The following is a 25,907-nucleotide window of genomic DNA, read 5'->3' as shown; positions in this document are numbered from 1 at the left end:
GGTTCACCCGCCGCCGATCAGTCCGCGGGCCAGCCCGATGACGACCGGTGCCACGCCGACCGCGAGAAAGGCGGGCAGGAAACACAGCCCCACCGGCGCGGTGATCAGGACCTGGGCGCGACGGGCGTGTGCCATCGCCGCACGGGACCGGGCGGCCCGCAGGCGCCGGGCCAGCCGTGACACGGCCTCCGCGGCCGGGGCGCCCGTGGTGTCGGCCCGTTCCAGACAGCGGGCCAGTTCGAGCGCGCCGGGTATCCGGGCGAACCCTCCCCACGCCCGGGCGGGTTCGCCGCCGAGGCGCAGTTCGGCCGCCGTGGTCAGCAGCCGTTCGCCGAGCGGGCCGCCCAGGGACTCGCCGACGGCCTCGGCCGCCTCACGCGGGCCCGCCCCCGCCGAGACGCAGGCCGCGAGCAGGTCGGCGGCGAGGGGCAGCCTTTCGTCAGGCTCCTCGCCCGCCGGGGCGGGCCGCCGGGTGAGCCGCCAGCGGTGTACGGCATAGGCCGCCGCCACTCCGGCCGCAAGGCCCAGCGCACCTCCGACCAGGACGTACCCGGTGATCACCGCGCTCGCGGGTGGCGCCCAGCGCCTGATCCGCATCCCGTACTCCGGCCGCCGTCCGCGAGGCGGCCGCTCCGCCGCGAAGAGCGCTTCGCCCCTCCCTCGCGTCCGGCGGCCGAGGCGTCGTGCGGCGATGGCACGGGCCAGAGGGACCATCAGGGCGAGCAGGTAGACCACCGCCGCCTGCCGGTGGACGGCATCCCAGGTCATCGGGCCCGCCTTCCCCTCACGATGCGCGCCGCCCAGCACAGACCGGCGGCCTCCAGCACCGCGCCGATCAGCAGGCACATCAGGCCCGCCGGTGTATGCAGCAGTACGCGCAGCGGGTCGGCCCCCATGGCCCAGCCCATGGCCAGCGCCACCACCGGGAGCAGGGCCAGCAGGCCGATCGTGGACCGCGCTCCCGCCAACTGGGCGGTCAGGTCGTCCCGTTGGTCCCGGTCCGCCCGCAGGGCCGCCTCCAGACGGTCGAGCCCGGCCGCCAGACCGGCACCGCTGTCCACGGCCACCCGCCAGCAGGCCGCGACACCGGCCAGTCCGTCCGCGCCCGGCTCCCGCGCCGCCGCCCGGAGCGCCTGCGGCACATCGCCGCCGAAGCGGGCCGCCGCGATCACGGCCGGTTCGGCCTCCCCGAGCGCTCCGCCGGTTCCGGCGGCGACCAGAGCCGGCCCCGGCTGGAGTCCGGCTCTCAGTTCCCCGGCGGCGGCCCCGCAGAGGTCGATCACCGCGGCGGCCCGGCGCTCGCGCTCCCGCCCGCGCTCCCGGGCCGCCAGCCGACGCCTCACCAGGGGCACCGCCACCGCACCGGCGAGCAGCGGCAGGACGGACTCCCCCAGCACGGACAGGAGCAGCGCCACCGGAAGGCACAGCCACTCCGGCCGGAGCCGCACCACCGGCACCAGCCGCTCCCACGACCACGGCGGCGGTTCCTGGACCGTGGCCCCGGCGACCAGCAGCCGCGCACGCACCTGTCCCCGATCCCGGCCGCCGATGAACCAGGCGGCCGCTCCCGCGCACAGGGCCGCCGCGTACATCGGTTCCCGGGTGATCACCGCGCACCCCCGATCATCGCGCCGAGCCGCTCCCAGCCCCGCTCCCGGACGAAGGCGTCCGCTCCCCACCGCAGTGCGGGCACGGTGACCACCAGCCCGGCCGGGTCCCGCTCCAGCACATGGACCTCGGCGATCCGCCGGTGGCCGGCCCGGTCCCGTACGAGATGGATCACCACCGACAGGGCCGCCGCGAGCTGGCTGTGGAGCGCGGCCCGGTCGAGTCCGGCGGCCGTCCCGAGGGCTTCCAGACGGGCCGGCACATCCGCTGCCGCGTTCGCGTGGACCGTGCCGCAGCCGCCCTCGTGACCGGTGTTCAGCGCGTTGAGGAGTTCGGTGACCTCGGCACCCCTGACCTCACCGACGACCAGCCGGTCCGGCCGCATCCGCAGGGCCTGGCGTACCAGGTCCCGCAGGGTGACCCCGCCGGCGCCCTCCTGGTTGGCCGTGCGGGACTCCAGCCGCACCACATGCGGATGGTCGGGCCGCAGCTCGGCCGAGTCCTCGGCGATGACGATCCGCTCGCGCTCCCCCACGAGCCCGAGCAGGCCGGCCAGGAGCGTCGTCTTCCCTGTGCCCGTGCCCCCGCTGATCAGGAAAGACAGCCGGGCCTCGATCAGCGCCCGCAGCACCCGGTCACCACCCGGGGGCACCGTCCCCGCCGCCGTCAGCTCCTCCATCGAGAACGCCCGGGGGCGCACCACCCGCAGCGACAGACAGGTGGACCCGACCGCCACCGGAGGGATCACGGCGTGCATCCGGGTCCCGTCCGGCAGCCGGGCGTCCACCCACGGGCGGGCGTCGTCCAGCCGACGGCCCGCGACGGCGGCGAGCCGCTGGGCGAGCCGGCGCACGGACGCCGCGTCCGTGAAGGTCACCCCGGTCCGTTCGAGACCGCGGCCCCGGTCCACCCAGACCCGGTCGGGCGCGGACACGAGGACATCGGTCACGGAAGGGTCGCCGAGCAGGGGCTCCAGCGGCCCGGTCCCCACCAGCTCGCACCTCAACGTCTCCGTCCCGCCGAGGACTTCGGCGTCCCCGAGCAGCCGCCCCTGGGCCCGCAGGGCGGCCGCGACCCGTGCGGGGGTCGGTTCGGCCCCGCTCTCCGCGAGACGCTGCCGCACCGCGTCCAGCAGTCCTGTGCTCATGACAGCGCACCTCCTGCCAGGGCCCTGTCCCAGAAAGCCGCGCAGAACCCGGCCAGCGGACCGCGGTCGCCTCCCGGGGGCGCGCCCGTGTCCTCGGCCGCCGACAGGGCGGGCTCCCAGGGCAGTTCACCCACGAGGGGCAGCCCCAGCGCGGCCGCCACCCACTGGTCGTCCAGCCCCGGGGCATACGGCCCGCGGGTCACCACGCGAAGATCCTGGAGAACCATCCCAGCCAGCGACGCCACTCGGCCGGCGGCGGCGACCGCCCGCAGTTCGCCCGGCACGACCAGCAGCCCCACGTCGAGCTGGGCCAGAGCCTCCGCGACACCCTCGTCGACGCGGCGCGGCAGATCGACGACGACCACTCCGCCGCGCCTGCGGGCGGCGGCCAGCACCGAGCGCATCGCCTCGGGCGGGACCACGACCGCATCCCCCCGGTCCCAGCTGAGTACCCGCAGCCGGTGCAGTTCGGGCAGCGACTCCTCCAGCGCGCCACCGGCCACCCGCCCCTTGGAGGCGGCGAAATCCGGCCACCGTCTGCCCTCGGCACACTCACCGCCGAGCAGTACATCGATACCGCCGCCGAGCGGGTCGCCGTCGACGAGCATGGTGCGCCGGCCGGACCGCGCGGAGGTGACGGCCAGCGCGCAGGCCAGTGTTGACGCCCCGGCACCACCCCGGCCGCCGATCACCCCGACAGTCAGCGCCTGCTCGCCCACGCCCTCGACGACATCGGCGATACGGTCGACGAGCCAGCCCTCCGCGTCGGGCAGCCTCAGCACGCAGTCCGCACCGATCTCCACGGCATGGCGCCAGACGTCGGGGGCGTCCTGATCCCGCCCGACGAGCAGCACACCGCGCCTGCGGGTGGCGCCCCGGCAGCGCGCGGCCGCGTCGTCACCGACGAGGACGAGGGGTGGCCCCTGCCAGTCGTCCGCGTGCTCCGGCACCCGGTGGTGGACGTCCGGCTCGGCGCCCGCCGCGGCGCACAGCCGCAGCAGATCGTCCAGCAGCTCCACGTCCTCGGTGACGATCAGAGGTCGGTCCCGCCGACCTTCGACGACGGGGTCCCTCTTCGATGTGATGGATCCGGCCACGATCTCCGCCCCTCGCTTGATTCGATCTCGCTGCGATACGAGATCCGTGATTCCCGGCACCCGCGGACTACGCGGGTGGAATCACGGTGCGGGGCACTGGAAAATCGTGTGGATCTTGCTGAAAAACTGTGGACAACTACCTGCCTGTGAATAACTCGGTAGCTCATACCAGTGACTCCCGGAGAGCACCCCTTCCGCTACGCACAGTGACGATGCAGAGTGAGGGGAAGGCCCTGCAAGCGGAACCGACGGAAGGAAAGACTCATGGAAGTTGATCTCGACCCGACGGCAGAAACCCGCCCGGACATGCGACGACCCCCGCCGGGGGGGAGAGCGGGGGTCGTCTCTCCGGCCGACTCGGGGGGGGAGGAGCCGGACCGGGTTAGCACGGTCGCGAACGATCCGTGACTTCCATGGTGTACCCGAGAGCCTTCTCAGGCAAACCCACACGCCCCCGCGTACGCCGAATGGCGGCCACCTATGCTCTGCTCGTGGATAACCACTCCTTGCCTCGCACAGCTGCCTTCTTTGACCTGGACAAGACGGTCATTGCGAAGTCCTCGACGCTGACCTTCAGCAAGTCCTTCTACCAAGGCGGCCTGATCAACCGACGGGCCGTCCTGCGGACCGCCTATGCCCAGTTCGTTTTTCTCGCGGGCGGCGCCGATCACGACCAGATGGAGCGGATGCGGGAGTACCTCTCCGCGCTCTGCAAGGGCTGGAACGTCCAGCAGGTGAGGGAGATCGTCGCCGAGACCCTTCACGATCTGATCGACCCGATCATCTACGACGAGGCGGCGTCCCTCATCGAGGAGCACCACACGGCCGGCCGCGATGTCGTCATCGTGTCCACCTCGGGCGCCGAGGTGGTGGAGCCGATCGGCGAGCTCCTCGGCGCGGACCGGGTGGTGGCCACCCGGATGGTGGTCGGCGACGACGGCCGTTTCACGGGTGAAGTGGAGTACTACGCTTACGGCCCGACAAAAGCGGAAGCCATCAAGGAGCTGGCGGAGTCCGAGGGTTACGACCTTTCCCGGTGCTATGCCTACAGCGACTCCGTCACGGATGTGCCGATGCTGGAATCCGTCGGACATCCGTACGCGGTGAATCCGGATCGCGCGCTGCGCCGGGAGGCGACCGCCCGGGACTGGCCGATTCTCGTCTTCAACCGGCCGGTCCGGCTGAAGCAGCGGCTGCCCGCGCTCTCCCTGCCGCCGAGGCCGGCGCTGGTGGCGGCGGCAGCGGTGGGCGCCGCGGCGGCGACCGCGGGGCTCGTCTGGTACGCCAGCCGCCGCAGGAACGCGGCGGCCCGGACCGCCGCCGAGCGGATCATGACACGGAAGCTCAACCAGTTCGCCCAGTTCACCCCGTCCGCCCGTATTTGAACATAAAAGTAAAGAAGTGCAGTGAAGGGTTCCGCTTCCCCCCGGGCTGGAGTACAAAGGAGTCAACGGCCCGCGAGACCAAGGACATCCGAAAGGATCACCTAGAAAACGCAGATGGCCCCACGGACCGAGCATGGAAGCCGAGCACCCACGCGACGTCGACCCGTCGATTACGGGCCAGCCGCACCAGGTGACGGGCAGAGTCCCGGCCTGATGGGCACATATTCGAGGACGCTTGGTAACTCGGTGGACATGCCAGCGGCGGTACCGGAAGCGGTACCGCCGCAACCCTGTTCAGACGCTTCGGGGAGCCCAGGGCGCACCGGACACCGCACCCGCTCGCCGGCACCCCGGGCGGTGCCCGGGCACCGCCCGGCCGCCGGGGTTTCGCAGACGCCAGGCCGAACGGACCGAACGGGCCGGCCGGTGGGCCGACCACGAGCACACCGGCCCGTTCGTCCCGCGTCCGGCACGGGCCCCATGGACGACTCCGACTGACTGAACGCCGACCAGTGAAAACAGAGGCTCCGTCAGGCCGCCCCGCGCTGAAGCGCCTCGCAGACCGCCGTCGACTCCCTGACACCCAGCTCCACCGAGCGCGCGCAGTGGGCGATCCAGGCGGCCATGCCCTCCGGGGTGCCCGACAGATATCCGCCGAAGGCGGCCGTATACGCCTCCCGGCCCTGCTCCGCGTGCCCGACCTCCGCGGGGCAGACCGACTTCGGGTCCAGCCCGCTGCCGACCAGGACGATCCGCTCGGCGGCACGTGCGACCAGGCCGTTGTGCGAGCCGAAGGGCCGCAGCGCCAGCAGCTCGCCGTGGACGACGGCCGCGATCACCAGAGCCGGGGCGGAGCCGCCCGCGACGATCAGCCCGGCCAGACCGTCCAGCCTGCCGCTCACCTCGTCCGCGTCCGGAAGCGGAGCCTCGATCAGCGGCTCGTCGACCGGCTCCCCCACCAGTCGCGGCCGCCCCACGGCTTGGTCGTCACCGACACCGCCGGCCGCCACCAGATGGAGCCGCGCCAGTACCCGCAGCGGTGACTGCCGCCAGACGGAGAGGAGTTGACCGGCCTCGGCGGTCAGCCGGAGCGCCGCGCCGACCGTACGGGCCTCGGGGTCGCCGCTGAAGTCGGTACGCCTGCGGACCTCCTCCAGCGCCCAGTCCGCGCCGGACATCGCGGCAGAACCACGCGCCCCGCGCAGCGCCGCCTCCGAGGTGATCTCATGGCTCCGTCTGCGCATGATCCGGTGCCCGTAGACCCGGTCGACCGCCTTGCGTACGGAGTCCACGGAGTCGGCGACCCCCGGCAGCGCGCCGAGAGCGGCAAGCGGGTCGGCCGACGGGGCCCGCGCACCCGGCGGAACCGGTGACGCCGGGGAACCGGGCCCGCCCCCCGGCTGATCCGAGGGCCCCGGGGGCACCGGGGAACCCGGCGGTCCCGGGGCGGGAGAGGGGTCCGGCGAGGCGGGCGTGGCATTCGTGCTCATAGGCAGCGAGGCTACGCGCCCTCGGCGCACGCCCCTCCTTGGAGTGGTCTTCTTCACGCACGTTGACGACTCCCGGGGATCAAGCCTCTACCCTAGGTGAACATGAAGATCGCTTTCGTAGGGAAGGGCGGCAGCGGCAAGACGACGCTGTCGTCGCTGTTCATCCGCCATCTGGCAGCCAATGAAGCCCCCGTGGTCGCGGTGGACGCGGACATCAACCAGCACCTGGGGGCCGCGCTCGGGCTCGATGAGCCGGAGGCCGCCGCACTGCCAGCCATGGGCGCGCATCTGCCGCTGATCAAGGAGTATCTGCGGGGCTCCAACCCGCGGATCGCCTCCGCCGAGACCATGATCAAGACCACCCCGCCCGGCGCGGGCTCCCGGCTGCTGCGCGTACAGGAGGACAACCCGGTCTACCAAGCCTGCGCGCGCACGGTCCGGCTCGACGACGGAGACATCCGGCTGATGGCGACCGGCCCGTTCACGGAGTCGGACCTCGGGGTGGCGTGCTACCACTCCAAGGTCGGTGCGGTGGAGCTGTGCCTGAACCACCTCGTCGACGGGTTCGACGAGTACGTGGTCGTCGACATGACCGCGGGGTCGGACTCCTTCGCCTCCGGGATGTTCACCCGCTTCGACATGACGTTCCTGGTGGCCGAGCCGACCCGTAAGGGTGTCTCCGTCTACCGCCAGTACCGGGAGTACGCGCGGGACTACGGCGTCGCTCTGAAGGTCGTGGGCAACAAGGTGCAGAACCGGGACGACCTGGAGTTCCTCCAGGAGGAGGTCGGCGAGGACCTGCTCGTCACCGTCGGCCACTCCGACTGGGTGCGGGCGATGGAGAAGGGCCGGCCGCAGCGCTTCGAACTGCTGGAGGCGGACAACCGCATGGCGCTCCAGACCCTCCAGAACACCGCGGAGGACACCTACGACGACCGCGACTGGGAGCGCTACACCAGCCAGATGGTGCACTTCCATCTGAAGAACGCCGAGAGCTGGGGCAACGCCAGGACGGGGGCCGACCTGGCAGCCCAGGTCGACCCCGACTTCATGCTGGGAGAACGGATCGCGGACTTCGGCGCTCCGCTGCCGGCCTGACCCGGCCTACAACGGGGGCGCCGCCACGGCCGGGGGCTCACCGTGTTCCGTCTGATCCGAGGTCCGGCCTGCCTCCGCATCGGCACCGGCATCGACTCCGGCATCGGCATCGGACACGTCCTCCGGCGCGTCCCCGGACCCGGCCTCCGGCTTCGCCCCTGACTGCTCCACGGGCTTCGCCTCGGGCTCGGCGGGCTTGGCGGGCTTGCCCGCCGGTCCCGCCGGCTGAGTGCCGAGGAATGCCTGCCAGCCCTGCTTCGGCGCCTCACCGACCTTGAGCGTGCCCAGTTTGGCGACGACCTCCGGGTCCTGGGCGTCGAGCCAGTCGACGAGCTGCTTGAAGGACACGCACTTCACGTCCTTCTTCACACACACCGTGGCGATCGTCTCCTCGATGGCGCGCATATACGTGCCACCGTTCCAGGACTCGAAGTGGTTGCCGATGATCAGCGGGGCCCGGTTCCCCTCGTACGCGCGGTCGAAGGCCTGGAGCAGGCCGTCACGCATCTGGTCGCCCCAGAACTCGTGCTGCGAGGGGTCGCCCTTGACCGTTCCGGACTGGTTGACCATGAAGTTGTAGTCCATGGAGAGGGTTTCGAAAGCGCGGCCCGGGAACGGGACCATCTGGAGCGAGAGGTCCCAGATCCCGGTGTCCTTCTCGGGCCAGATCTGGTCGTTGACGCCGCTGGTGTCATAGCGGAAGCCCAGCTGGCTCGCGGCCTTCACAAAGTTCTTCCGGCCCTCCAGGCAGGGAGTGCGGGCGCCGACGAGTTCCTTGTCGTAGTCGAAGGGCAGCGGCTGCTCGCCCACCAGACCGGAATTGGTCTTCCAGTTCTTCACGAAGGACTTGGCCTGGCCGATCTCGCTCTTCCACTCCTCGACGGACCAGTCCCCGCCGCCGTCCTTGCCGCAGAAGTGCCCGTTGAGGTGGGTGCCCACCTCATTGCCCTCCAGCCAGGCGCCGCGCAGCTCACGCACGGTGTCCTTGATGCCCTGGGTGTCATTGAAACCGATGTCGGAGCGCCCGGCGGAGTGCTTCGGCGGGAGGTACAGGGACGCCTTGTCCTCGGGCAGCACATACACACCGCTGAGGAAGTACGTCATCGTCATGTCGTACTTCCTGCCGACCTTGCGGAAGTGGGAGAACAGCTTCTGGCTGTCCTCACCGGCGCCGTCCCAGGAGAACACCACGAACTGCGGCGGCTTCTGGCCGGGTTTCAGCCGCTGTGGCTTGAGTTGACGCGGCTGGACTCCGGTGAAGGCGGTGGAGCCGTCACCGATCAGCCGCGGAGCGGCGGCCTTGGGGGCGGGTGCCTTCTTGGCTCCGGGCGCGCCTTCCTTCGTTTCCTGGTCCGAGAGCCCGGTGCAGCCCGCCAGTCCCGCGACCAGCACCGTGGCCACCGCGCCGACGGCGACCCGTTGTGTGACGGCCTTCATCCGCCCACCCACTTTCGTCCGACTTTGTTTTCTTAGGACCGGTTTTGAACCGAATCGACAAAGTCGCACCCCGGTGACATCAGGGGGCTCATGACGGGCCGCATTAACTTACTAATCACTGGAATGGGTGAAAGATTGCCCTATTTGCCCGGCCCATCCCGCCGAGCTCTTTACTCTCCATTACGATTCATTTACTGAGAGTTGAGTTATCCCGCCGCTGCACGCCGTGACCCACGGCCGCGTCCCCCACATTCCGCGACCGCGCTGCCCCGGAGGAGACGGGAACCATGTCCGCCTGCGTCCCCACCCGCACCGACACACCCCCTCGTAAGTCCCGAATGCCCCGCCGGCCCCGCAAGACCCGCCAGGGCCGACCACACAGCCCACCCCCACCCACGGGGGGCGACCGCCGCCGCTTCCGTCCGGCGGGCGCCGATCTGTCCGCATCGATCTCCGTATTCCTGATCGCGCTGCCGCTCTCCCTCGGCATCGCCCTCGCCACCGGCGCCCCCCTCCAGGCCGGGCTCGTGGCGGCCGCCGTCGGCGGCATCGTCGTCGGCCGCTTCGGCGGGGCACCGCTCCAGGTCAGCGGCCCCGCGGCGGGACTGACCGTCGTCACCGCCGATCTGATCCAGCAGTACGGCTGGCGCGTGACCTGCGCCATCACCGTGCTCGCCGGACTCTCCCAACTCGCCCTGGCCGCCATCCGGGTGGCCCGATCGGCGCTCGCCGTCAGCCCGGCGATCGTGCACGGCATGCTGGCGGGCATCGGCGTGACGATCGCCCTGGCACAGCTCCATATCGTGCTCGGCGGCACCCCTCAGAGCTCCGCGACCGACAACATCCTCACGCTGCCCGCCCAGCTGGCCACACTGCACCCGGACGCGCTCTCGGCCAGCGTTCTGACCATCGCCGTGCTGCTCGCCTGGCCCCGGATCCCCGGCCGCGCGGGCCGGATCGTACGGACGGTGCCGGCCGCCCTCGCCGCGGTCACGGGCGCGACCGCGCTCGCCGTGGTGGCCGGACTACAGCTGCCGCGCGTCGATCTGCCCTCGTGGAGCAGCCACGCCCTGCCGGCGATGCCCGACGGCCCGGTGCTCGGCCTGATCGCCGCCGTCCTGACCATCACCCTCGTCGGCAGTGTCGAGTCGCTGCTGTCGGCGGTCGCCGTCGACAAGCTGGTCGCCGCCCGCAAGAAGCCGGACGTACGCATTCCGCGCGCCGACCTCGACCGGGAGCTGGCCGGACAGGGAGCGGCCAATATGCTCTCCGGAGCTCTCGGCGGGCTGCCCATCACCGGGGTGGCCGTACGCAGTTCGGCGAATGTCTCCGCGGGAGCCGTGAGCCGCCACTCGACCATGCTCCACGGCCTGTGGATCGTGCTCGCGGCGGTGCTCCTGGTGCCCGTCCTCGATCTCATCCCACTGGCGGCACTCGCCGCGCTGGTGATGGTCGTGGGTATCCAGATGGTCAGCATCACGCATATGCGGACCGTGAAGCGGAACCGCGAGATGCTGGTGTATGCGGTGACCCTGGTCTCGGTCGTCGTCACCGGAGTGCTGGAGGGGGTGGTCATCGGGATCGCGGTGGCGGTCGCGGTGGCACTGCACCGGCTGACCCGGACCCGGATCACCGAGGAGGAACAGGAAGGCGTCCACCGGGTGCGGGTGCGCGGCCAGTTGACGTTCCTCGCCGTGCCCCGGCTGAGCCGGGCGCTGAGCCAGGTGCCCCAGGGAACCGACTGTGTGGTCGAGCTGGACGGCTCCTTCATGGACCACGCCGCGTACGAGGCGCTGCACGACTGGCAGGCGTCGCATGTGGCACGGGGCGGGACGGTGGAGTTCACCGGCCGGGCGGGGGGCCGGATCAGCGAGCCCGCCTCGGAGACCCACGGCTGCTGCCGGCCCTGGACACCATGGCGCAACCACCACTGCGACGACCGGCCCGAGCACCCCGAGGGGGCCACCGCGCACCGGCTGGCGGACGGCCTCAGCTCGTTCCAGCGCGATACGGCTCCGCTCGTCCGCGACGAGCTGGCACGGCTGGCGCGGGAGGGGCAGCGGCCCTCGCAGCTCTTTCTCACCTGTACGGACTCCCGGCTGGTCACCAGCATGATCACGGCCAGCGGACCGGGCGATCTGTTCACCGTGCGCAATATGGGCAATCTGGTACCGATGCCGGGAGCCGAGCACAGTGATGAATCCGTCGCCGCGGCGATCGAGTACGCCGTGGATGTGCTGGAGGTCGACTCGATCACCGTCTGCGGCCACTCGGACTGCGCCGCAATGCAGGCCCTGCTGAACATCCCGCCCGGAGGCGGGGGGACCCCGTTGCGGCGCTGGCTGCGCCACGGCCTGCCGAGCCTGGAGCGGATGAGGAGCCGCGACCGCTCCTGGGCCAGGATCTCGGGAAGGCTGCCCGCCGATGTGATCGAGCAGCTGTGCCTGACGAATGTGGTACAGCAGCTGGAGCACTTGCGCGCCCATGAATCGGTGGCCCGGCGGCTCGCCGAGGGCACGCTGGAGCTGCACGGGATGTACTTCCATGTCGGCGAGGCGCAGGCGTATCTGCTCGCGAGCAGCGATGAGCACGCCTTCGACGCGGTCTTCGACCGGGTCGCACCCGCGTCGTCGGCGCTGGTACGGGCCCGGGTGTGAGCGGCCGGTAAGAGGCGGGGCCGCCAGGATCTGAGCGGGCGGCCCCCAGTGCGGAAGGCGGGCCGCGTGCAAGCGGGCGGCCCGGGCCGGGGCACGGAGGTGGGGGCACGACCCCGGCGCAGCCCGCACCCGGTCAGGAGGCAGGAGGATCCGGGCGTAACCTCTGGGCGCGGACGGAGGGCGACAGCGCGGCCCCGGGCACGGGACCGGACGAAAAGCCGGGCATTCCCGGCCCGGCCACGGAGGCAGGACCCCGTCTCACCTCGACCCCCGGCACAGCCTCGGCCTCCGGCACGAACGCCGAACGGGGGCTCAACCCCGGCCCGCCCACCGAGCGCCACTCCGGCCCGGCCACAGAGGCAGGACCCGGGCACCATCTCGACCCCGGGCGCGACCCCGGCCCCCCAGCACGGGTGCACCGACCAGGCGCACTCCTGCCCCCGGCACGAACGCGCGAAACCGGGCGCACCCCCGTCCCCCGCTTCCGGTGGCCGAACCCGGCGCAAGCCCCTGGGGCAAAGGGGCCCGCCCCGGCCCCGCTACCAGGGCCCGCCCCCTCGTCACACGGGGCCGGGCCCGCGTGACACCAGGTCGAGGCGGCCCCCGCCCGGCTATGAATTGAGTCACCATCGCTACAGCCGCCGGGCGCCGAACCGATCCACGATGGCATCCGTGGGAGGGTATGGCCCCTTCTTTCCACCGCCCGGGAGGGAGGGGCCGCCCATGGCTCCCCGTACGGCCCGGAAGAACGGCTTGATAGGTCTAAACCAATTTTCGGAAGGCACTTGTCACCCGGCCCTGCGGCTGGTGAGCTATGGCCTGGGACACATAGGCACATAGGACGCCCTGGGAAAGGGAGATGTCGTGAGCAACGAAAGCCTGGCCAACCTGCTTCGTGAGGAGCGGCGGTTCGCGCCGCCGGCCGAGCTGGCCGCGAACGCCAATGTCACGGCGGAGGCGTATGAGCAGGCCAAGGCGGACAGGCTTGGCTTCTGGGCCGAGCAGGCGCGGCGGCTCACGTGGGCCGCCGAACCGACCGAGACCCTCGACTGGAGCAACCCGCCCTTCGCCAAGTGGTTCGCGGACGGGAAGCTCAATGTCGCGTACAACTGCGTGGACCGCCATGTGGAGGCGGGCGACGGCGACCGTGTCGCGATCCACTTCGAGGGGGAGCCGGGCGACAGCCGGGCCATCACCTACGCCGAGCTCAAGGACGAGGTCTCGCGCGCCGCGAACGCCCTGACCGAGCTGGGTGTCACCAAGGGCGACCGGGTCGCCGTCTACCTTCCGATGATCCCCGAGGCCGTCGTGGCGATGCTGGCCTGCGCCCGTATCGGTGCCGCGCACTCGGTGGTCTTCGGCGGCTTCTCCGCGGACGCCGTGGCCTCCCGTATCCAGGACGCCGACGCCAAGCTGGTCATCACCGCCGACGGCGGCTACCGCCGGGGCAAGCCGAGCGCGCTCAAGCCCGCCATCGACGAGGCCGTCACCAAGTGTCCGCAGGTCGAGCATGTGCTCGTGGTCCGGCGCACGGGTGAGGACACCGCGATCACCGAGGGCCGTGACGTCTGGTGGCACGACCTCGTCGGCCGTCAGTCCAGCGAGCACACCCCCGAGGCGTTCGAGGCCGAGCACCCCCTGTTCATCCTCTACACCTCCGGCACCACCGGAAAGCCCAAGGGCATCCTCCACACCTCCGGCGGCTATCTCACCCAGACCTCGTACACCCACCACGCTGTCTTCGACCTCAAGCCGGAGTCGGACGTCTACTGGTGCACCGCCGACATCGGCTGGGTGACCGGCCACTCGTACATCGTGTACGGGCCGCTGGCCAACGGCGCGACCCAGGTCATCTACGAGGGCACCCCCGACACCCCGCACCAGGGCCGGTTCTGGGAGATCGTGCAGAAGTACGGTGTGACGCTCCTCTACACCGCGCCGACCGCGATCCGTACGTTCATGAAGTGGGGCGACGACATCCCCGCCAAGTTCGACCTCTCCAGTCTGCGCGTCCTCGGCTCGGTCGGTGAGCCGATCAACCCGGAGGCGTGGATGTGGTACCGGGAGCACATCGGCGCCGGCAGGGCGCCCATCGTGGACACCTGGTGGCAGACCGAGACCGGCGCCATGATGATCGCGCCGCTGCCGGGCGTCACCGAGACCAAGCCCGGCTCCGCGCAGCGCGCGCTGCCCGGTATCTCCGCGACCGTCGTCGACGACGAGGCCAATGAGGTGCCGAACGGCGGAGGCGGCTATCTCGTACTGACCGAGCCGTGGCCGTCGATGCTGCGGACGATCTGGGGCGACGACCAGCGGTTCATCGACACCTACTGGTCGCGCTTCGAGGGCCGCTACTTCGCGGGCGACGGCGCCAAGAAGGACGACGACGGCGACATCTGGCTGCTCGGCCGGGTCGACGACGTCATGCTCGTCTCCGGCCACAACATCTCCACCACCGAGGTCGAGTCCGCACTCGTCTCGCACCCCAAGGTCGCCGAGGCGGCCGTCGTGGGCGCGGCGGACGAGACGACCGGTCAGGCGATCGTCGCCTTCGTCATCCTGCGCGGTACGGCCTCGGGGTCCGCCGATGACGCGGAACTGGTCACCGAGCTGCGCAACCACGTCGGCGCCACCCTCGGACCGATCGCCAAGCCGAAGCGGGTCCTGCCGGTGGCGGAGCTGCCGAAGACCCGCTCGGGCAAGATCATGCGCAGGCTGCTGCGCGATGTCGCCGAGAACCGCCAGCTGGGCGACGTCACCACCCTCACCGACTCCTCGGTCATGGACCTGATCCAGACGCGTCTGCCGAGCGCCCCCTCCGAGGACTGATCCGGCTCCGCCCGAGGTCGAGTCCCCGGGCTGCCGCGGGGCCGGGCTCTGCACGAGATGACGTGCCCGGCCCTGCGTGCGATGACCTGCCCGGCCCGGCACGCGTTTTCGCGCCGGGTCCGCCTCCCGATGTCGGACACCGGCCCCGGCTCCTCGGCGGCCGGTGGTCCCCGAGTCGACAGCCCGGGCAGCCGATCCCCGCAACGCCCCGAACGGGCATTCGCGCGTCCCCCGACGCGCGGGTGCCCGTTCTGCTGCGTAAGGTCGTAAGGTCCCTCTTGTCAGCGACATTCCCGCGGCTGAGGCCCGGTGACCGCCGTGGAAGAACGGCGCACGGTCCTCAGCGAGAACAGCCGGATACCCATGTGCACCTCTTAGGTAAAGTAAGGAACGCGTCAACGTCACGACAAGGACGACACGACAAGAAAACCTAGGTGCGCCGGGAAGTCTGGTCGGCATGTGCTCCGCCCTGCCCGACCGACCGGAGGTTTCCCGACATGCCCGCGCCCAGCCCCCGTAAGTTCCTCGGCCGCCTCTCCCTGCCCGAGCGAACGTTCGTGGCGAACGCCCTGCGCGCCGAAACCGTCGGCGGCGTACTGCTCCTCACCGCCGCCATCGCCGCGCTGATCTGGGCGAACGCCCCGCTGGGCAACACCTACGACACCGTCCGCGACTTCCACATAGGCCCCGCGTCCCTCGGCCTGAACCTGTCCCTCCAGCACTGGGCTGCCGACGGACTCCTCGCGATCTTCTTCTTCGTCGCCGGGATCGAGCTCAAGCGCGAACTGGTCGCCGGTGAGCTGCGCGACCCCCGGGCGGCGGCGCTCCCCGTCGTCGCCGCGATCTGCGGAATGGCCGCGCCCGCGCTGGTCTATCTCGTGGTCACCACAGTCGGCGGCGGCGACACGGGCGGCTGGGCCGTCCCCACGGCCACCGACATCGCGTTCGCGCTCGCCGTACTCGCGGTCATCGGCACCTCCCTGCCGTCCGCGCTGCGCGCGTTCCTGCTCACGCTGGCCGTCGTCGACGACCTCTTCGCGATCCTGATCATCGCGGTCTTCTTCACCAGCGATCTGAACTTCGCCGCGCTCGGCGGCGCCGTGATCGGCCTGGCGGTCTTCTGGTTCCTGCTGAGGAAGGACGTACGGGGCTGGTACGTGTACGTTCCCCTGGCCCTCGCCATCTGGGGTCTGATGTACAACAGCGGGGTCCACGCCACCATCGCCGGTGTCGCCATGGGCCTGATGCTGCGCTGCACCCGGCGGGAAGGCGAGGAGCACTCCCCCGGCGAGCACATCGAGCACCTCGTGCGGCCCGTCTCGGCAGGTCTCGCCGTACCGCTGTTCGCCCTGTTCTCCGCGGGTGTCGCCGTCTCCGGCAGCGCGCTCGGCCAGGTCTTCACCCGGCCGGAGACCCTCGGTGTCGTGCTCGGGCTGGTCCTCGGCAAGGCTCTCGGCGTCTTCGGCGGCACCTGGCTCGCGGCCCGCTTCACCCGGGCGGAGCTGAACGAGGAACTCACCTGGCCGGACGTCTTCGCCGTGGCCACGCTCGCCGGTATCGGCTTCACCGTCTCGCTCCTCATCGGCGAACTCGCCTTCGCCGACGACCCCGTGCTCATGGAAGAAGTCAAGGCCGCGGTCCTGATGGGCTCGCTGATCGCGGCGGTACTGGCCGGGGTACTGCTCAAGCTGCGCGTACGGACCTACCAGGCGCTGTACGACGAGGAGGAGCGCGACGAGGACCAGGACGGCATCCCCGACATCTACGAGCAGGACAACCCCGCCTATCACTTGCGCATGGCCGAGATCTACGAGAAGAAGGCGGCCGAGCACCGCCGCCTCGCGGAAGTCGCGGGGGCGACGCGCGCCGACGGCGACGGTCCGGCATGATCTGATGTCGGACCCTGGATGATTCAGCAGATTCGGGAAAGACGCGTTCAGATGAAGTGTCGGACCTCAGGAGAGACCTCAGAGGAGAGGGAGCAGCGATGAGCGACCCCGGCAGCAGCGCCGAGCGCAGTCTCGGCCAGCTGGTCGCCTCGGCGACCGCCGAGATGTCCGCGCTGGTGCACGATGAAATCGCCCTGGCCAAGGCGGAACTGCGGCAGGACGTCAAGCGGGGGGCGACCGGCGGGATCTCCATCAGCGTCGCGGGTGTCTTCCTGCTGTTCTCCCTGCCGGTGTTCAGCTTCGCGGCGGCGTACGGGATCCACAATCTGGGTCTGGGACTCGCCTGGTCCTTTCTGATCGTGGGCGGGGCGTTCGTCCTGCTCGCGGCCGTGCTGGCGCTGCTGGCCGTGTCGAAGTTCAAGAAGGTCAAGCCCCCGGAGAAGACGATCGCCTCGGCCAAGCAGACGGCCGCCGTACTCCAGAACGTCAAGCCGCATCCGCGGGCGCCCCAGGAGCTGCCCGGGGATTCCGTACCCGCCCTCACGAAGCGCTGATCCGGCACTCCCGAAGCACGTTCACACGGCGGTGGGCGGGCCTTCCGCCCGGCCCGGACGCCGAGGAGCCGCCGTACCGCGCCGGGAGGGGCTTCAACCGGTTCATCAGGGATCCCGAGCGACTCGGGGAGGGAGCGGGCGGACGGGGCGGAGGAGAAGTCCGGGGGAGGATTCACAGGCGGATCGAGGCGGAATCGAGGCGGACAGAAGCGGGCCGGGGTGGGCCGGGGCGGCTCGCGGACGGTGAGCCCGGCACGGCTCCCCGTGGCAAAGACGCGCTCCGGGCCGGTCCCGCCGCCCCGGCCGGACGGTACGTGGCCAACACGGACCCCGTCCGTGTGGCACGCTCGTCAGCATGACGGCCCCTGATACCGGCACCGGAGACCCCGTACGCATCGAAGGTCCCTGGACCCATCGCGATGTGGCGGCCAACGGCGCGCGCTTCCATACCGCCGAGATGGGCGACGGTCCGCTGGTGCTGCTGCTGCACGGCTTCCCCCAGTTCTGGTGGACCTGGCGGCATCAGCTGCCCGCGCTCGCAAACGCGGGCTTCCGGGCGGTGGCCATGGATCTGCGGGGCGTGGGCGGCAGCGACCGTACGCCCAGGGGCTACGACCCCGCCAACCTCGCGCTCGACATCACCGGCGTGGTGCGCTCGCTCGGCGAGCCGGACGCGGCGCTCGTCGGGCATGACCTGGGCGGTTATCTGGCGTGGACCGCTGCGGTCATGCGGCCGAAGCTGGTGCGCCGGCTCGCGGTCTCCTCGATGCCGCACCCCCGGCGCTGGCGTTCGGCGATGCTCTCCGACTTCGCGCAGACGCGGGCCGGGTCCTACGTCTGGGGCTTCCAGCGGCCGTGGCTGCCGGAGCGCCGGCTGGTCGCGGACGACGCCGCGCTGGTGGGCGAGCTGATCGAGGAGTGGTCGGGGCCGAAGCCGCCGGACGAGTTCGCGCTCGACGCGTACCGGCGGGCGATGTCCATCCCGTCGACGGCGCACTGCTCGATCGAGCCGTACCGCTGGATGGTCCGTTCGATGGCGCGGCCCGACGGCATCCAGTTCAACCGCCGGATGAAGCGCCCGGTACGGGTGCCGACTCTGCATCTGCACGGCTCCCTGGACCCGGCGATGCGCACCCGGAGCGCCGCGGGCTCGGGTGAGTATGTGGAGGCCCCCTACCGCTGGCGCCTCTTCGACGGCCTCGGGCACTTCCCGCACGAGGAGGATCCGGTGGCGTTCACCTCGGAACTCATCAACTGGCTGAAGGACCCCGAACCCGACCGGTGAGGCCCGGGGCCCGGGCCCCGGGCGGCACCCCGGGGAACGCATGTCCTGCGAACAGCCAAGTGCCCGGCGCATAGGCCAATTGGCCGCCCCTGACACGGTTACCGACCTTGGGGCACGGGCAGACGTCCCGGTATGGGTTGGACGTACGACTATGGTGACGCGGCACGCAACCGTCGCTCGGCCACTGGGCCGAGCACCCATGACAGCGATGGCCCTCAGGGCCAGGGTCATGATCATTCCCCGCAAGGGATCGGCATTCCCAGGATCCTGAGGCGTCGCGCCCGCTGGGTTTCCGCCCGTCTGCGGCATACCCGCGGCTGAGCCGCCGTCACCCGCCGGGGTGATGACTTCTACGGGTTCCTGACACCACCGGGACCGCGAGGCCATTCGGAGTCGGGACGAGCGCGGGGCGGCCACGCACCGGAAACCCGCGCCGCACCGAGCCGTACGCCGGGGTCGAGTCGTACGTGTGGGTCGAGTCGTACGCCGGGGTCGAGCCGTACGCCCGTGCCGGGCCGGGCCTCACAGGGAGCCGTTGCCCTGCGTCGGGCCGCGCCCGTACGTCAGGGCCGGTCCCGCGCCGAACACGCGCTGAGCTGGGAGAATCCGCTGCGTCGGCCCGGCTGCGAGCCGCGCACCCCCGCGGCGAGCCCCGCCGGGCGGAACCGCGCCGCCGCGGCCGGCCGGGCCCCACCGGGCAGAGCCGGGCACCCGTCCGCCCGGCTCTACAGCGCGCATCCCTCCGTGTCGACCGCCTGGTTGGCCTCCAGGCCCGCCGAGATGTCTCCGGCGATCTCGTCCACCGTCAGGGCGTATCCCGTGTCCGCGTCGTCCAGCGACCTGGCGAAGATGACTCCGTACACCCGGCCGTCGGGGGTGAGCAGGGGGCCGCCGGAGTTGCCCTGGCGGACCGTGGTGAAGAGCGAGTAGACATCGCGGCCGACGGTGCCACGGCGGTAGATGTCGGGGCCGGTCGCGTTGATCCGGCCGCGGACGCGCGCCGAGCGCACATCGTAGGAGCCGTTCTCGGGGAAGCCGGCGACGATCGCGCTGTCGCCCGTACGGGCGTCGGAGTCGGCGAAGCGCAGAGGCTCGGCCCGGAGGTCGGGGACGTCCAGTACGGCGATGTCGCGCTGCCAGTCGTAGAGGACGACCTTCGCGTCGTACAGCCGCCCTTCACCGCCTATCTGCACGGTCGGCTCGTCGACACCGCCGACGACATGGGCGTTGGTCATGACCCGGCGCTGGCCGAAGACGAAGCCGGTGCCTTCGAGGACCTTGCCGCAACTGTTCGCCGTGCCGACGACCTTGACGATGGACTGCTTGGCGCGGGCGGCAACCGGGCTGCCGACGAGCGCGGGGTCGGGGGCCTTGACCTTGGTGATGGGCTCGTTGGAGAACGGGCTGAAAACCTGCGGGAATCCGTTCTGCGCCAGGACGGAGGAGAAGTCCGTGAACCAGGTCGACGCCTGACCCGGCATCACCCGGGAGACACCGAGCAACACCTTGGAATTACGGACCTCCTTGCCGAGCGTGGGCAGGGCGGTCCCGGCGAGGGCGGAGCCGATCAGCCAGGCCACCAGCAGCATCGCAACCACATTGACCAGCGCGCCCCCGGTGGCGTCGAGCGCGCGGGCGGGCGACCAGGTGATGTTCCGGCGCAGCTTGTTGCCCAGATGGGTGGTGAACGCCTGGCCGACGGAGGCGCAGACGATCACGATCACGACGGCGACGACCGCGGCCGCGGTGGAGACCTCCGAGTCGTTCGACAACTCGGCCCAGATCACGGGCAGCAGATAGACCGCCACCAGTCCGCCACCGAGGAAGCCGATCACCGACAGGATGCCGACGACGAAGCCCTGGCGATAGCCGACGATCGCGAACCATACGGCGGCGACCAGCAACAGGATGTCCAGCACGTTCACCGTCATTAGCCTCGCAGTTCCATCTCCGGATGTGCGGTCCGGATGGTGTCGCCGGGTCGCTCCGGCCAGGTCGGTCCGGGGAGTCAGCCTGTCATGCGCGCCAGTCCAGTGGGACCCGCTTGTCCTGGTCCCATGGCCGCTCCCAGCCGGCGTAGTGCAGGATCCGGTCGATCACACCGGCCGTGAAACCCCAGACCAGAGCACCTCCGACAGTGAACGCCGGACCGAGATGACCGCGCGGGTGCACGGCCACGGCCCGGTTGACCGGATCCGTGAGATCTGCCACGGACACGGTGAACACACGAGCCGTCTCGGCGGGATCGACCGCACCGACGGAACTCGGGACACGCCACCAACCCAATACGGGCGTGACGACGAAACCGCTCACCGGAATGTAGAGCTTCGGCAGCGCCCCGAAAACCTGGACCCCGGAAGGATCGAGTCCGGTCTCCTCCTCCGCCTCCCGCAGAGCTGCCCGGAGCGGTCCGGTGGTGGCCGGGTCGCCGTCCTCGGGGTCGAGTGCGCCGCCGGGGAACGCGGGCTGTCCGGCGTGCGAGCGCAGGCTGCCCGCACGCTCCATCAGCAGCAGCTCGGGGCCGGTCGGGCCCTCGCCGAAGAGGACCAGGACGGCGGACTGGCGGCCTCCGGTCACGGGCGGCAGAAACCGGCTGAGCTGCGCGGGTCTGATGGTGTCCTTGACGCGTACGACGGGATCGAGCCACTCGGGCAGTCCGTCGACGGAGACGGGAACGGGAACGGAACCAGGGGCGGGAACGGAACCAGGAGCGGCAACGGAGAGGCGCCCGGGAGCGGAGGCAGCCGGGGTGGAGGAGGTGGGTGCGCCGACGGTGGAGGCACCACGGGCGGACACGGGGGCTGGGGCCCCGCCGGGCCGGCCGGGTCCGGCTCCCCCGGTGCCGCCTCTCCCGCCGGAGGGCCCCGGGGAGCCCTCACGACTTCCGTACACCCCGCTGCCGGGCCCGCCGTCCCGAACTCCGCGGACGCGCTCCTGAGCTGCCCGGACGTCGTCCCGGGCCGTGGCGACACCGTCCCGGGGCCCGGGCTCGTCCCCCTGGCGCCCCGGCGCACCTCCGCTCACGGGCGGCTCGTGGTCCCGTCGGCCGCCGCCGTCGGGCGACGGCTCGCCGTACGCCTGACTGTTGTGCACTCCGGCCTCACAGACCCCGCTGTACGTGTCTTCCCCTGTGTGCATGGGCACCCCCTCGTTCACAACGCCCCGAGGCACACGGATCGTTCCGTCACCCGGTCTCCGGGGCGGTCGGCTCCCCGAGCGCGGGGGCGGGTTTGCCCGGATAGTCCGGAGGCGGATTCAGCCGCTGGCCGGGGTAGCCGCCCTTCTCGTACTTCAGGAGCTTCTCCGCCTTCTCCGGGTCGGTCTCGCCCTCCCCGTACGACGGGCAGAGGGGGGCGATCGGACAGGCGCCGCACGCGGGCCTGCGGGAGTGGCAGATACGGCGGCCGTGGAAGATCACCCGGTGCGAGAGCATCGTCCACTCGGATTTCGGGAAGATCGCGGCGATCTCCGCCTCGACCTTCTCCGGATCCTCCTGCTCGGTCCACTTCCAGCGCCGCACCAGGCGGCCGAAGTGGGTGTCGACGGTGAGGCCGGGCACTCCGAAGGCATTGCCGAGGACGACGAACGCCGTCTTGCGGCCCACGCCGGGCAGGGAGACCAGGTCCTTCAGCCGGCCGGGGACCTCGCCCCCGAAGTCGTCCCGGAGCGCGGTCGAGAGCCCGATGAGGGACTTCGCCTTGGCACGGAAGAAGCCCGTGGGGCGGATGAGCGCCTCCAGTTCCTCGGGCGGGGCCGCGGCCATGTCCTCGGGCGTGGGGTACTTCGCGAAGAGCGCGGGCGTCGTCTGGTTGACCCTCAGGTCGGTCGTCTGGGCCGAGAGGACCGTGGCGACCAGCAGCTCGAAGGGGTTGCGGAAGTCCAGCTCCGGATGGGCGTACGGATAGACCTCGGCCAGCTCGCGATTGATCCGGCGGGCACGGCGGACCATCGCCAGACGCGTTTCCGGCTTCCCCGGCTTCCCCGACTGCCTCGGCTTGCCCGCCCCGGCCCCCTTGCCGGAGCCGCCGGAGGCTCCCTTGGCCCCGCTCGTCGGCACGGCCGCCTGAGCGGGCGCCGCCCCCTCGGCCGCCTTACCCGCCCGAGCCGCCCTCTTGCCCGATTTGCCCCGCTGTGAGGCATTTCGAGCAGCGTTGGACTCCTGTTCGCCCACAGCGGAATTCTGCTTTCCGGACACTCGTACGGCCCCCTTGGCCTGCGCTCTCACCGGCGAATTGGACACCCGGCCAGCCTACGGGCCGTGACTGACATCCGCCCCGGCCCCGAGCATTCCGGACCCAATCGGGCCCCTGCCGCACGAACAGGCGCACCGGTGCGTCAAACTTGTTGTGATTGATCGCACGAATATGTACTTGCCTGGTCCGCCGCGGCGAAGCTTCGTACGCGGTGTCCCCCGGACGGGCACACTGCGGTCCGGCATCATGGGGGCCACGGTCCCTGAGCAGGTCGACAAGGAGAGAACTCGTGGACGACGTTCTGCGGCGCGCCCCGCTCTTCGCGGCGCTCGATGACGAGCAGGCCGCGGAGCTGCGCGGCTCGATGAGCGAGGTGACACTCGCCCGAGGTGACGCGCTCTTCCACGAGGGCGACCCCGGTGACCGCCTTTATGTGGTCACCGAGGGCAAGGTCAAGCTGCACCGCACTTCCCCGGACGGACGCGAGAACATGCTCGCCGTCCTCGGCCCGGGTGAGCTGATCGGTGAGCTGTCCCTCTTCGACCCCGGCCCCCGCACGGCGACCGCCACCGCGCTGACCGAGGTGAAGCTGCTCGGCCTCGGCCACGGCGATCTCCAGCCCTGGCTGAACGCCCGGCCGGAGGTGGCCACCGCGCTGCTGCGCGCTGTCGCACGCCGGCTGCGGAAGACCAATGACCAGATGTCCGACCTGGTCTTCTCCGATGTGCCGGGCCGGGTCGCCCGCGCGCTCCTCGATCTGTCGCGCCGCTTCGGTGTGCAGTCGGAGGAGGGCATCCACGTCGTCCACGACCTGACCCAGGAGGAGCTGGCCCAGCTGGTCGGCGCCTCCCGCGAGACCGTGAACAAGGCGCTCGCCGACTTCGCCCAGCGCGGCTGGCTGCGGCTGGAGGCCCGCGCGGTCATCCTGCTGGACGTGGAGCGCCTCGCGAAGCGCTCGCGCTGACACCACCGCCTCGTACGTCCGAGAGGGCGCCCCGGTCGCTTCCGGGGCGCCCTCTCCCCGCCCGGGCGCCCGCCGGTCCGGGCGGACGGGTTCGTTCCGCCGCCCGGGGCCCAGGTGGGCGCTGTCCGTGCCGTCGGTGATCAGCCGGTTGCGGCTGCCGGGGCCGCCCGCACCCGCGTACACCGGTACCGCACACCGGGTCGTGGGTGGTTCAGATCAGACCGTGCTCACGCAGATACTCCAGCTGGGCGCGGACCGAGAGCTCTGCCGCGGGCCACAGGGAGCGGTCGACGTCCGCGTAGACGTACGACACCACCTCGGCCGGTTCACGGTGGCCGTTCTCGACGGCGGTCTCGACCTGGGCGAGACGATGGGCCCGGTGGGCGAGGTAGAACTCGACGGCGCCCTGGGCATCGTCCAGGACGGGGCCGTGGCCCGGCAGCACCGTATGGACACCGTCGTCGACGGTCAGGGAGCGGAGCCTGCGCAGGGAGTCGAGGTAGTCGCCCAGCCGTCCGTCCGGGTGCGCGACCACCGTCGTACCGCGGCCGAGGATGGTGTCACCGGTCAGTACGGCCCGGTCGGCGGGCAGATGGAAGCAGAGCGAGTCGGCGGTGTGGCCGGGGGTGGGGACGACCCTCAGCTCCAGGCCGCCGACGCGGATCGTCTGGCCCGCACGGAGGCCCTCGTCGCCCAGCCGCAGGGCGGGGTCGAGGGCGCGGACGTTCGTACGGGTCAGCTCGGCGAAGCGGCCCGCGCCCTCGGCGTGGTCGGGGTGGCCGTGGGTCAGCAGGGTCAGCGCGATCCGCTTGCCCGCGCGCTCGGCGGTGCCGATGACCTCGCGCAGATGCGCGTCGTCGAGCGGTCCGGGGTCGATGACGACGGCCAGTTCGGAGTCCGGCTCGGAGACGATCCAGGTGTTGGTGCCGTCAAGCGTCATCGCGGACGGATTGGGCGCGAGGACATTGATCGCGCGGGCGGTTGCGGGCCCGGTGACCACACCGCCGCGCGGCTGTCCGGGCAGCGCGGCGGCGTCCGTCATCGAGGCCCTCCCGCCACCGGACCGACGGCCTCCGCGGCCCCGGCTCCGGCTCCGGCTCCGGCTCCGGCTCCGGCTGATGGTCCTGACGTTCCTGTTGGTCCTGGCGTTGCGGTGGAGCGCGGCGCGTCTGTCCCGTCGAGTGCGCCCGTCGCGCCCGTGCCATGTGTCCCCGGCGTCCCGCCGGTGGACCCCGTCCCCTCACCGTGGCCTGCGGGTCCGCCGCCGCCGGACGGTCCCGTGGTCTCCGCCGCCCCGCTCACTCCGGACGGCCCTGGTGTGTCGGACGGACCAGGTGTGCCCGTCCCCGCTGGTGTCTCCGGCGCGTCCGCTGTCCCCGGTCCCGCTGTCCCCGGTGGCACCGCTCCCGTCGGGATGCGCTTGGTGAACTCCTCATGGCCCGGCCAGCTCAGAACCAGCGTGCCACCGTCCATCCGGGCCCTCGCCAGTACGGGGGCCAGATCCTGCTCCCCCGCCACCGCCACCACATCGGCCGCCGTGGCGTACGGAGTGAGGGTCCGCAGCGTCGAGACCGTCGGCGGCATCATCAGCAGTTCGCCCTTGTCGTATCCGGCGGTCGCGTCGGACGGCCGGATCCACACCGTCCGGTCGGCCTCGGTGGAGGCGTTCCGGGTGCGCTGGCCCTCCGGGAGTGCGGCCACGAAGAACCAGGTGTCATAGCGGCGGGGCTCGAACTCCGGGGTAATCCAGCGGGCCCACGCGCCCAGCAGATCAGAGCGCAGAACCAGCCCCCGCCGGTCCAGAAAGTCGGCGAACGACAGCTCGCGGTCGACCAGCGCCTGCCGGTCGGCCTCCCAGTCGTCGCCCGTCGTGTCACCGACGACCGTATCGGGGGTCAGGCCCGCGAGCAGTACGCCCGCCTCCTCATATGTCTCCCGCACCGCCGCACAGACAACGGCCTGGGCGGTCGCCTCGCTCGTGCCGAGCCGAGTGGCCCAGTCGGCGACCGAAGGACCCGCCCAGCCGACCGGTCGGGAGTCCCGGGCGTCCACCCCGCCACCCGGATAGGCGTATGCACCTCCGGCAAAGGCCATGGAGGCCCGGCGGCGCAGCATATGCACGGCGGGGCCGTCCGGCGTATCGCGCAGCAGCATCACGGTCGCGGCCTGCTTCGGCGTCGCTGGCGCGAGTTCACCGGTCGCGAGCGCGCGAATCCGGTCCGGCCACTCCGGTGGGTACCACTGACCATTGGACATGACCGGATGCTATGTGCA

Annotated in this window: 19 protein-coding genes and 1 pseudogene; 9 read left to right on the top strand and 11 right to left on the bottom strand. The window is 71.4% G+C overall.

Going from position 1 to position 25,907, the window contains the following annotated elements; genetic code table 11:
- Positions 1-3: 3 nt before the first annotated feature.
- Genes ACIBCM_RS21980 through ssd form a run of 4 tightly spaced genes read right to left on the bottom strand, consistent with a single transcriptional unit; the run spans position 4 to position 3,852 of the window.
- Positions 4-768, bottom strand: a complete 765-nt coding sequence (locus ACIBCM_RS21980) for a type II secretion system F family protein (protein ID WP_399245633.1) — start codon at positions 766-768, stop codon at positions 4-6.
- Complete coding sequence (locus tag ACIBCM_RS21975; RefSeq protein ID WP_399245760.1) at positions 765-1,592, bottom strand: type II secretion system F family protein; 828 nt, start codon at positions 1,590-1,592, stop codon at positions 765-767. The genes ACIBCM_RS21980 and ACIBCM_RS21975 overlap by 4 nt, the downstream gene beginning before the upstream one ends.
- A gap of 14 nt (positions 1,593-1,606) precedes the next feature.
- Complete coding sequence (locus tag ACIBCM_RS21970) at positions 1,607-2,755, bottom strand: TadA family conjugal transfer-associated ATPase (RefSeq protein WP_399245631.1); 1,149 nt, start codon at positions 2,753-2,755, stop codon at positions 1,607-1,609.
- Positions 2,752-3,852, bottom strand: a complete 1,101-nt coding sequence (ssd, locus tag ACIBCM_RS21965; RefSeq protein ID WP_399245629.1) for a septum site-determining protein Ssd — start codon at positions 3,850-3,852, stop codon at positions 2,752-2,754. Before ssd ends, ACIBCM_RS21970 begins: the two co-directional genes overlap by 4 nt.
- Before the next feature lie 467 nt (positions 3,853-4,319).
- Between ssd and ACIBCM_RS21960 the strand changes: the two genes are divergently transcribed.
- On the top strand, positions 4,320-5,237 hold the full coding sequence (locus ACIBCM_RS21960) for an HAD family hydrolase (RefSeq protein ID WP_399245627.1): 918 nt from the start codon (positions 4,320-4,322) through the stop codon (positions 5,235-5,237).
- Positions 5,238-5,767: 530 nt separating this feature from the next.
- Here the strand turns inward: ACIBCM_RS21960 and ACIBCM_RS21955 are convergent.
- The gene (locus ACIBCM_RS21955; RefSeq protein ID WP_399245624.1) at positions 5,768-6,727 is read right to left on the bottom strand and encodes an oxidoreductase; all 960 of its coding nucleotides are present in this window, start codon (positions 6,725-6,727) and stop codon (positions 5,768-5,770) included.
- 102 nt (positions 6,728-6,829) lie between these two features.
- Between ACIBCM_RS21955 and ACIBCM_RS21950 the strand changes: the two genes are divergently transcribed.
- Positions 6,830-7,825, top strand: a complete 996-nt coding sequence (locus tag ACIBCM_RS21950) for an ATP-binding protein (protein ID WP_399245622.1) — start codon at positions 6,830-6,832, stop codon at positions 7,823-7,825.
- Positions 7,826-7,831: 6 nt separating this feature from the next.
- On the opposite strand, the gene ACIBCM_RS21945 is transcribed toward ACIBCM_RS21950, so the two are convergent.
- Positions 7,832-9,262 carry a hypothetical protein gene (locus ACIBCM_RS21945; RefSeq protein ID WP_399245620.1) on the bottom strand — a complete coding sequence of 477 codons (1,431 nt, stop codon included), beginning with the start codon at positions 9,260-9,262 and terminating at the stop codon, positions 7,832-7,834.
- Between the two features lie 287 nt (positions 9,263-9,549).
- Here ACIBCM_RS21945 and ACIBCM_RS21940 point away from each other — a divergent pair, with 287 nt between their 5' ends.
- From ACIBCM_RS21940 to ACIBCM_RS21915, 6 genes are all read left to right on the top strand, one after another.
- Positions 9,550-11,919, top strand: coding sequence for a bifunctional SulP family inorganic anion transporter/carbonic anhydrase (locus ACIBCM_RS21940; RefSeq protein WP_399245618.1), 2,370 nt, complete (start codon positions 9,550-9,552; stop codon positions 11,917-11,919).
- Between the two features lie 864 nt (positions 11,920-12,783).
- Positions 12,784-14,748 carry an acetate--CoA ligase gene (acs, locus tag ACIBCM_RS21935; protein WP_399245616.1) on the top strand — a complete coding sequence of 655 codons (1,965 nt, stop codon included), beginning with the start codon at positions 12,784-12,786 and terminating at the stop codon, positions 14,746-14,748.
- A gap of 497 nt (positions 14,749-15,245) precedes the next feature.
- Positions 15,246-16,637, top strand: coding sequence for a Na+/H+ antiporter NhaA (gene nhaA / locus ACIBCM_RS21930; protein WP_399245614.1), 1,392 nt, complete (start codon positions 15,246-15,248; stop codon positions 16,635-16,637).
- Between the two features lie 98 nt (positions 16,638-16,735).
- Entirely contained in the window at positions 16,736-17,191 is a 456-nt protein-coding gene (locus ACIBCM_RS21925) for a phage holin family protein (RefSeq protein WP_399245612.1), read from the top strand.
- A gap of 355 nt (positions 17,192-17,546) precedes the next feature.
- Complete coding sequence (locus tag ACIBCM_RS21920) at positions 17,547-18,476, top strand: alpha/beta fold hydrolase (protein ID WP_399245611.1); 930 nt, start codon at positions 17,547-17,549, stop codon at positions 18,474-18,476.
- Positions 18,477-18,608: 132 nt separating this feature from the next.
- Positions 18,609-18,797: a hypothetical protein gene (locus tag ACIBCM_RS21915; protein ID WP_399245609.1), complete on the top strand. Its 189-nt coding sequence runs from the start codon at positions 18,609-18,611 to the stop codon at positions 18,795-18,797.
- A gap of 404 nt (positions 18,798-19,201) precedes the next feature.
- On the opposite strand, the gene ACIBCM_RS21910 is transcribed toward ACIBCM_RS21915, so the two are convergent.
- From ACIBCM_RS21910 to nth, 3 genes are all read right to left on the bottom strand, one after another.
- Positions 19,202-20,401: a MarP family serine protease gene (locus ACIBCM_RS21910; RefSeq protein WP_399245758.1), complete on the bottom strand. Its 1,200-nt coding sequence runs from the start codon at positions 20,399-20,401 to the stop codon at positions 19,202-19,204.
- A gap of 91 nt (positions 20,402-20,492) precedes the next feature.
- Positions 20,493-21,272, bottom strand: a complete 780-nt coding sequence (locus tag ACIBCM_RS21905; RefSeq protein WP_399245608.1) for an NUDIX domain-containing protein — start codon at positions 21,270-21,272, stop codon at positions 20,493-20,495.
- Between the two features lie 388 nt (positions 21,273-21,660).
- Positions 21,661-22,647: an endonuclease III gene (nth, locus tag ACIBCM_RS21900; RefSeq protein WP_399245606.1), complete on the bottom strand. Its 987-nt coding sequence runs from the start codon at positions 22,645-22,647 to the stop codon at positions 21,661-21,663.
- Between the two features lie 311 nt (positions 22,648-22,958).
- Here nth and ACIBCM_RS21895 point away from each other — a divergent pair, with 311 nt between their 5' ends.
- Entirely contained in the window at positions 22,959-23,633 is a 675-nt protein-coding gene (locus ACIBCM_RS21895) for a Crp/Fnr family transcriptional regulator (RefSeq protein ID WP_003956804.1), read from the top strand.
- A 211-nt stretch (positions 23,634-23,844) separates the two neighbouring features.
- On the opposite strand, the gene ACIBCM_RS21890 is transcribed toward ACIBCM_RS21895, so the two are convergent.
- Together ACIBCM_RS21890 and ACIBCM_RS21885 are read right to left on the bottom strand one after the other, a co-directional pair.
- Positions 23,845-24,675: an MBL fold metallo-hydrolase gene (locus ACIBCM_RS21890; protein WP_399245604.1), complete on the bottom strand. Its 831-nt coding sequence runs from the start codon at positions 24,673-24,675 to the stop codon at positions 23,845-23,847.
- Between the two features lie 362 nt (positions 24,676-25,037).
- A pseudogene (locus tag ACIBCM_RS21885) lies at positions 25,038-25,889 on the bottom strand (NUDIX hydrolase); the annotation flags it as partial.
- Positions 25,890-25,907 lie beyond the last annotated feature (18 nt).

Source organism: Streptomyces sp. NPDC051018 (assembly GCF_044456085.1).
GTDB lineage: Bacteria > Actinomycetota > Actinomycetes > Streptomycetales > Streptomycetaceae > Streptomyces.
This window is presented reverse-complemented; position numbering and strand designations above follow the sequence as displayed.

Coding starts and splice junctions, on each gene's coding strand:
- nhaA (WP_399245614.1), top strand. CDS start 15,246: ATGCCCGCGCCCAGCCCCCGTAAGTTCCTCGGCCGCCTCTCCCTGCCC.
- ACIBCM_RS21955 (WP_399245624.1), bottom strand. CDS start 6,727: ATGAGCACGAATGCCACGCCCGCCTCGCCGGACCCCTCTCCCGCCCCG.
- ACIBCM_RS21975 (WP_399245760.1), bottom strand. CDS start 1,592: ATGTACGCGGCGGCCCTGTGCGCGGGAGCGGCCGCCTGGTTCATCGGC.
- ACIBCM_RS21960 (WP_399245627.1), top strand. CDS start 4,320: ATGGCGGCCACCTATGCTCTGCTCGTGGATAACCACTCCTTGCCTCGC.
- ACIBCM_RS21970 (WP_399245631.1), bottom strand. CDS start 2,755: ATGAGCACAGGACTGCTGGACGCGGTGCGGCAGCGTCTCGCGGAGAGC.
- ACIBCM_RS21920 (WP_399245611.1), top strand. CDS start 17,547: ATGACGGCCCCTGATACCGGCACCGGAGACCCCGTACGCATCGAAGGT.
- ACIBCM_RS21915 (WP_399245609.1), top strand. CDS start 18,609: ATGGGTTGGACGTACGACTATGGTGACGCGGCACGCAACCGTCGCTCG.
- ACIBCM_RS21940 (WP_399245618.1), top strand. CDS start 9,550: ATGTCCGCCTGCGTCCCCACCCGCACCGACACACCCCCTCGTAAGTCC.
- ACIBCM_RS21945 (WP_399245620.1), bottom strand. CDS start 9,262: ATGAAGGCCGTCACACAACGGGTCGCCGTCGGCGCGGTGGCCACGGTG.
- ACIBCM_RS21925 (WP_399245612.1), top strand. CDS start 16,736: ATGAGCGACCCCGGCAGCAGCGCCGAGCGCAGTCTCGGCCAGCTGGTC.
- ACIBCM_RS21890 (WP_399245604.1), bottom strand. CDS start 24,675: ATGACGGACGCCGCCGCGCTGCCCGGACAGCCGCGCGGCGGTGTGGTC.
- ACIBCM_RS21950 (WP_399245622.1), top strand. CDS start 6,830: ATGAAGATCGCTTTCGTAGGGAAGGGCGGCAGCGGCAAGACGACGCTG.
- ACIBCM_RS21980 (WP_399245633.1), bottom strand. CDS start 768: ATGACCTGGGATGCCGTCCACCGGCAGGCGGCGGTGGTCTACCTGCTC.